Consider the following 7,452-nt stretch of genomic DNA (forward strand, 5'->3'; position numbering starts at 1 on the left):
TTATGCGAAAAATGCTTCGATGAAGTGTTCAATTTATTTATTGCAATCTGCCGTTTTCTTTAATTTTAGACCTCGAGAGGCACAAATTCAAGTTGATTAACATCTACTAAGCCTTGGTCAGTAATTTTGAGACTAGGAATTACAGCTAAAGGCATGAAACTTAAAGTCATAATTGGATTGATTTCGGCAGGAATGCCGAGCTCTTCATGGGCTACTTGGTCAACTAAGTCTTGTTGGGCGATAACTTCTGGGGCGGATAAATTACTCATCAAACCCGCAATTGGAAGTGGCATGGACGCAATGACTTGGCCATCTTTGACTAGGGTAATACCTCCTTTTTGTATCTGGAGGTTTTGCACAGCACAAGCCATGTCGGCATCATTAGTCCCGGTTACAATCACGTTATGAGAATCATGCCCAATTGAAATTGCGATAGCACCAGCCCGAATGCCATAGCCTTTAAGTAAACCTGTGAAAACATGACCTGTTTGGTGGTGGCGCTCTACGACAGCAATTTTGGTGAGATCTTGGTCAGCTTGGTAAACAAAATCCCCCTCAGCATCAGTTTGTACCTCGACATGAGCTTCGTTAGTCAAAACCTCGCCAGGGATAATTTCAATGGCACGCACTTTATTTTGTTTTAATTTAAGCTTGAGTTTATCCGAAGTGAAGTTTGCAATTTTCATTGTGGCGGAAACTTTTTGAATGGAGGCATGTTTGGTTTTAGGTAGATAGTGACCAGCTCGCGCAGTTAATTGCCCCTTGACAAAAACTTCCTCTACCTTAAAATTTTCTAAATCTGAGACCACTAGCAAGTCGGCGCGCTTACCTGGGGCGATGGCCCCACGGTCATCTAACCCACACATTTCAGCAGAATTTAAGGTTGCCATTTGAATTGCTGTGATTGGTGTAAGCCCGTTCTTGATTGCCAGGCGAATATTATGGTCTAGGTGACCTTTAGTGAGGACTGTTTTTGCTTGAACATCATCTCCCGCAAGCACGCACCGGCGACTATTGGTAGCAGTGACACCTTTCAGAAGAGTGGGTAGATCGTGACAAACGGTACCTTCACGGAGCATAACGTACATACCTCGGGAAATACGATCGTGCATTTCTGCAATCGTAGAACATTCGTGGTCATTTAAAATTCCGGCAGCCACATAAGCATTTAGGTCCTTACCGAAAATTTTTGGTGCATGACCATCAATGCGTTTACCGCTTTTTTGAGCAGCGAGCAGTTTTGCGATAACATCTGACCGCGCGGAAATAACGCCTTTAAAGTCCATGAATTCTGCCAAACCATCGACTTTACCAGCTTGTAGATAAGGTTCGATATCGGTAGCGGTTAAATTGGCACCTGAACTTTCTAAGGGGGTTGCAGGTACGCAAGAAGGCATAAGGTAATGAATATCTAAGGCGGTATTTTGAGCATCCGCACACATGTATTTTAGGCCTTCTAAACCTGCAACATTGACGATTTCATGGGGGTCAGCCATGATAGTAGTGGTGCCATGGGGAAGAAAAATACGACCAAATTCAGCAGGTGAAACATAGGAAGATTCAATATGAATATGACTTTCAATTAAACCTGGTACAAGGTATTGGCCGGCTAAATCATGAACTTTTTTAGCTTGATAGTCACTGCCAAAACCAGCAATTTTACCATCAACAAGGGCGACATCAGTTTGAATGATTTTGCCTTGATAAACGTCGACCATGCGGGTGTTTTTCAAGAGGAGATCGGCTTTTTGGCGACCATTGGCGACGGAAATCAAGTGGGTTAGTTGGTTAGTATTCATATAATTTTCCTTTCTGCGTTAAATGTTCGCTTTTAATCGGATTTAATCCGCTTTTTAAGTTATTTTGTCTATTTTAACCGCATAATATGACTAAATCAAGTTTAAATTGACCTTTTAGAGAAAATTATCAAACTTAAAAACGAATAATGATGTTTTTTATTGATTGAATTAAATTGCGGTACAATAACGATAAGAAATTTTACGAAAAGAGGTTAAGATAATGACCAAACCCAAGGCTCTGATTATTGCGGAAAAAAAGTCACTTGCTGATGTTTATCGTCAGGCCATCCACCAATATGGCCAGACATTTCCCTTTGACTATGAAGTTTTACAGTTCCAAGGTAATGTCGTCGGGTTAAAAGAGCCTGACCAAATCAATCCCGCCTGGAAAAAATGGTCCTTAGAAGACTTACCTTTATTACCAGAAAAATTTGAATATACACCCATTAAACCTCAAAAAGGGGATGATCGACGCACGGCCCAATATAAAAAACGGGGCTATCAATATTTCCAAGAAGCCAAAAAACAATTATCCTCAGGGCGTTATGCGGTGGTCGTTAATGGTTGTGATCCGGACCGTGAAGGACAGTCAATTTTCGATAAATTTATGTTATTAATGTCTAAAAAGGTTCAAAAGTTACCGCAAAAACGTCTCTGGGTTGGTGATATGCAGGTGGAAACGTCTGTCCAATACCTGCGTAATCCTTTGGATAATAAGGATCCTGAATATGTCAACTTTGGTCATGAAGCGATGGGGCGGGGGATTATGGACTGGCTTTTAGGAATTAATGGTTCGCGGGCCTTTACCCTAGAATTTAAAGCGCGTCCCGCTATTCATATTGGGCGGGGGATGACAGCAATCTTAGCTATTGTGGCGCAAAGAAACCGCGAAATTGCTAATTTCCAAAGTCATCCTTATTGGCAACTAAAGCTCATGGCGGGGTTAGGTAACGGTCAGGAATTAACTACTCGTTTGATTCAAGCTAAAGCAGAAAAACTGCTTAATTTTACGGATTTTGAAGCGGCTCAAGATGTTGAAAAGCAGGTAAGACCTGGTCCCGCTGTTGTGACGGAATCTAGTCAAGGAAAGGGAAAAATAGCGTTACGGCGGAGTCCGAAGTATTTTAATACTTCGGATCTGATAGCTTACCTTTCTAGTCCCACTTATCGTTGTAGTGGCCAAAGTGTGACGGCGGCTTTGCAGCACCTTTACGAACGTAAAATTACCACTTATCCACGAACGGCGGGGCGTGAAATGACACCTCAGAGGGCTGAAAATTTAGAACAAATCCTTGCCGTAGCTCAAAAGGTTCCTGCTCTCAATGAAAGGTTGCGACAGTTAGAAATTACCCCGGCCATGGTTACTAAATTGGCGCAAAATCGTTACTATGTGAAACCGTTAAGCCAAAAGACCGGCCACGATTGCTTGACTTTTACGGGGAAAGAATTTGACTATGAGAAACTAAATCATGTTGAACAATTAGTGGTTTCAGCCATTGCATTTAGATTGTTATTATCAGTTTTACCACCAGAAAAGCACCGTCAAGAAAAAATTATTTTAAAAGTTCAAGATTACCGCTTTTTAGCTCAAGCTAATAGTTTAGTAGATTCAGGATGGACTGCGTATATTCCTAATTTCAAGGGTAATTATCAGCAACTGCCCTCCCTTGTTCCAGGGATGGTTTTACCAGTTACTAAGACTGAATTAGAAGAAAAGCAGACTACCCCTCCCAAACCGTATACGACAGCAACCTTGTTGAAGGCCATGGAAAATGCGGGTCGATTAACCAGTAAGGCTAAATTGCGCCAAGCTTTGAAAGATCACGGTATAGGTACCGCAGCAACCCGTCAAATTTTGATTGATAAAAATGAGCAACTAGGCTACTGGACTATTGACAAAAAAAGTCGTATTATCAAGCTTACTGATAGTGGTAATCGTATTATTGATCTTTTAAAAGATAATCCTTTGGTTAAGGTCGACTTAACTGCCCAATGGGAGGAAAAATTAGCAGAAGTATCCTCAGGAAACTTATCATTGAGCGATTTTTCTGAAATAGCTAAAAAAGAAGCAAGTGCGATTGTTGCCCAAATTATCGGTAGCCAAACGGAGAGCTTCCGGCAGGAAGAGCCAGCCCAAGTAATTGCGAGCTGTCCTTTATGTGGGGGGCAAATTCAACAAGATGGTCATGCCTATAAATGTAGGAATTATGGTCAGGAGGCAGGATGTAATTTCTATTTAGGCCGGTATCCATCTTGGTTAAAAGGTAATGAATTACAACCACATGAAGTTCTAAGTTTAATTAACACCGGTAAATCAAGCTTTTTAAAAATGTATTCTCCTAAGAAGCGTCGTAACTTCCAAGCCCGGTTCACTTTGAATTTGGCGGAAAAGAAAATCGACTTTGAATTTAAACCGCGTAAACAAATACTGGCCAAAGAAATTGGTATCTGTCCGCTTGATGGCGGTAAAATTTTAGAATCCGATAAACAATATGTCTGTCAAAATCATCGAGTTCAACGTGACCAAAGTGGTCATTGGCAAGAAAGTGGCTGCCCGTTTAAGGTTTTTAAGACCATGTTAGGAACTAAAATTACGATGGCGGATATGCAAGCTATGTTGAACCAAGGACAAACTGAAGTAAAAGAATTTACTGGTAAAAAACACCAGTTATTTAGGGCACGTTTGATTTTTGATGAGAACCAAGGGCGTACAACTTTTCGGTTTGAAAATTAAAAAGCCCACTGAAATTTGGATTTCAGTGGGCTATAGGGAGAAGTATTATGAAAAAAGTTATTTGTGTTATTAGCTTATGTTTTTATCATAGGAGAAAAATATGAAAAATGTGTGACGTGCTGAAGATGATTTTTTGAAAAAAAGTTCTAAAATAAATGTAAAAATGAAAGCAGGAAAACAATAGTGAAAAAAAAGAAATTATTATTAATCTCCACGGGGGGCACCATTGCTTCGGTAGCTTCTAACACAGGTTTGGTGCCTAAAGAATCTGGGAGGCAAATGTTAGAATTAATTGGGGAAGTTCCTTATGATGTTGAAGTACATGATATTTTGCAAATAGACTCTTCTAATATGCAGCCTGAAGAATGGGAAATAATTGCTCAAGAAATTTACCACAATCGCCTCAATTATGACGGGATTGTACTTTCGCATGGAACCGACACGATGGCTTATACGGCTTCTATGTTGTCTTTCATGCTACAAGATATTGAAATTCCGGTCGTTTTAACTGGGAGTCAGGTGCCAATTAACGTGGTTTTAAGTGACGCCCCTGACAATTTGCGCTTAGCGTTTGTGGCCGCGGACTTGTGCCAACCTGGTATTTATCTAGCTTTTGATGGTAAGGTTATGCGGGGGTGTCGGACAGTTAAGGTTCGCACGACAAACTTTGATGCTTTTGAAAGTGTGAACTTGCAGCCAGTTGCCCAGGTTACATCAGATGGCTTAGTTTTTAATGATCAGGCGCAATTAAAGTTGGCCCCTAATTTAAATTGTAAACTCAATACTAAGGTGGACCACCATGTATCTTTGGTGAAACTCTTCCCCGGTTTTGATCCTAATTTGTTATTTGCTATGGCTGATAATGGTTGTCGTGGGATTGTAATCGAAGCCTACGGTCTAGGTGGGATGAATTTTATCCGACGCAATATTGTGGCAGTAATTGGTGAATTAATCAAGCGTGGGATTCCGGTGATTGCTACCAGTCAATGTCTATATGAAAGAAGTGATCTGACCAAGTATGAAGTAGGACGTGAAGCTTTACTTCAGGGGGCAATTTCAGCTCATGATATGACTTCGGAAAGTGCTATTACTAAGTTAATGTGGGGGTTAGGTCAAGGAATGGACTTAGATGAAATCGCCCAATTTTTTGAAACCAATGTGGTCGGTGAAGTTACGCTTTCAGTAAATTAAGATAGACATTTTTAAAAGTATCAGCGTATAATAAGCCGTAAATAGAAAAATGAATATTACTAGAAAATATCAAAAGAATTTTTGATAGTGAGGGAAATTTATGAGTAAAGAAAAACGTGGTGCACCCGCATTAAACCGAACCATGACGGCCGGGCAGATGGAAATGATTTCTCTGGGAGGGGCCATTGGGGTTGGATTATTTATGGGATCAACGTCGACGATTAAGTGGACCGGACCTTCAGTAATTTTGTCATATGCTTTTGTTGGGGTTATTTTGTATGTTGTTATGCGAGCCTTAGGGGAGATGCTATATGTTAACCCTGGGACTGGTTCTTTTGCTGATTATGCAACCGAACATGTCCATCCTTTAGCTGGTTATCTGGCTGAATGGGCCAATGTTTTTGAATATATTGTCGTGGGGATGTCTGAAGTGGTGGCAGTCACTGAATATATACGCTATTGGTGGCCTAATGCCAACACGGCGTTTGTGGGTTTGATAGTGATTTTTTTCTTACTGCTAGCTAATTTGGCTTCAGCCAAAGCCTACGGGGCACTTGAATTTTGGTTTGCCATGATCAAGGTGGTGACCATTATTTTGATGATTATTCTGGGACTTTTAATTATCTTCTTTGGCTTTGGAAATGGTGGTCATCCAGTGGGGGTAAGTAACCTTTGGGCTCACGGCGGTTTCTTCACAGGTGGTTTTAAGGGATTTATCTTCTCCATGGCAATTGTCGTGGGTTCTTACGAAGGAATTGAACTTTTAGGAATTTCAGCTGGTGAAGTAGCGAACCCGCAAAAGGCCGTAGTTAAATCCGTCAAATCAGTTTTGTTTAGAATTCTAATCTTCTATGTAGGAGCTATTTTTGTGATTGTTACCATTTACCCTTGGAATCAACTAAGCGAAGTGGGCTCACCATTTGTTTCCACATTTGCACAAGTCGGTATTACAGCGGCTGCTTCAATTATCAACTTCGTGGTTTTAACTGCGGCTTTATCTGGAGCTAATTCAGGGATATATTCTTCGAGTCGGATGCTCTTTAAATTGGCCCACGATGGTGACGCACCGAAATTCTTCGGTCATATTTCTAAACATATTGTGCCTGATCGGGCCATTCTCGGGATTACCGGAGGGATTTTAATTGGTTTTATCTTGGATTTATTTGCTTCTAAGTTTAGTAATTCAGCTTCGGAATTGTTTGTCTTGGTCTTTTCATCTTCAGTTTTACCGGGGATGGTGCCATGGTTTGTAATTTTATTAGCCGAATTACGTTTCCGCAAACAAAGTCCAGAATTGATGGAGAACCATCCATTCAAATTGCCACTGTATCCTTTCTCCAACTACTTTGCCATGGCAATGTTGGTGATAATCGTGGTCTTTATGTTTATCAATCCGGATACTAGAATTTCTGTGAGTGTCGGGGCTTTGGTCTTAATTGTTGCGACTATCGCTTATCTCATCCGCCACAAGAGTGAAATGAAACAAAATTAAATAAAACCGTCCTGAACTCAGGACGGTTTTTGTCGCGTAAGCGCGCGAGGAAACTCGGTAATTTATTACCGAGAGGAAAGCGCCCCCTGTAAAAAAATTCCTTTTTTAGTTCAATTCTCTTGTATTTGCAAAATATAAATATTAAAATATAATTGAAAATAAAATGATTGGACGAAAACGTATGCAAGCACATTCTGAGGAATTAAACTACAGTAGAACAAGCGTATATTCTTTGA

General features: G+C 40.5%; 4 protein-coding genes. 3 read left to right on the forward strand and 1 reads right to left on the reverse strand.

Going from position 1 to position 7,452, the window contains the following annotated elements; translation table 11 throughout:
• Positions 1–65: 65 nt before the first annotated feature.
• Positions 66–1,799, reverse strand: a complete 1,734-nt coding sequence (ade, locus tag FC36_RS04855) for an adenine deaminase (protein ID WP_035188905.1) — start codon at positions 1,797–1,799, stop codon at positions 66–68.
• A 220-nt stretch (positions 1,800–2,019) separates the two neighbouring features.
• Here ade and FC36_RS04860 point away from each other — a divergent pair, with 220 nt between their 5' ends.
• From FC36_RS04860 to FC36_RS04870, 3 genes are all read left to right on the forward strand, one after another.
• Positions 2,020–4,533, forward strand: a complete 2,514-nt coding sequence (locus tag FC36_RS04860) for a DNA topoisomerase (RefSeq protein ID WP_056986742.1) — start codon at positions 2,020–2,022, stop codon at positions 4,531–4,533.
• A gap of 183 nt (positions 4,534–4,716) precedes the next feature.
• On the forward strand, positions 4,717–5,724 hold the full coding sequence (locus FC36_RS04865) for an asparaginase (RefSeq protein ID WP_025021504.1): 1,008 nt from the start codon (positions 4,717–4,719) through the stop codon (positions 5,722–5,724).
• Between the two features lie 100 nt (positions 5,725–5,824).
• The gene (locus FC36_RS04870; RefSeq protein WP_025021503.1) at positions 5,825–7,216 is read left to right on the forward strand and encodes an amino acid permease; all 1,392 of its coding nucleotides are present in this window, start codon (positions 5,825–5,827) and stop codon (positions 7,214–7,216) included.
• Positions 7,217–7,452: the final 236 nt, after the last annotated feature.

Source organism: Ligilactobacillus equi DSM 15833 = JCM 10991, from assembly GCF_001435735.1.
In the GTDB taxonomy this organism is placed as follows: Bacteria; Bacillota; Bacilli; order Lactobacillales; family Lactobacillaceae; genus Ligilactobacillus; species Ligilactobacillus equi.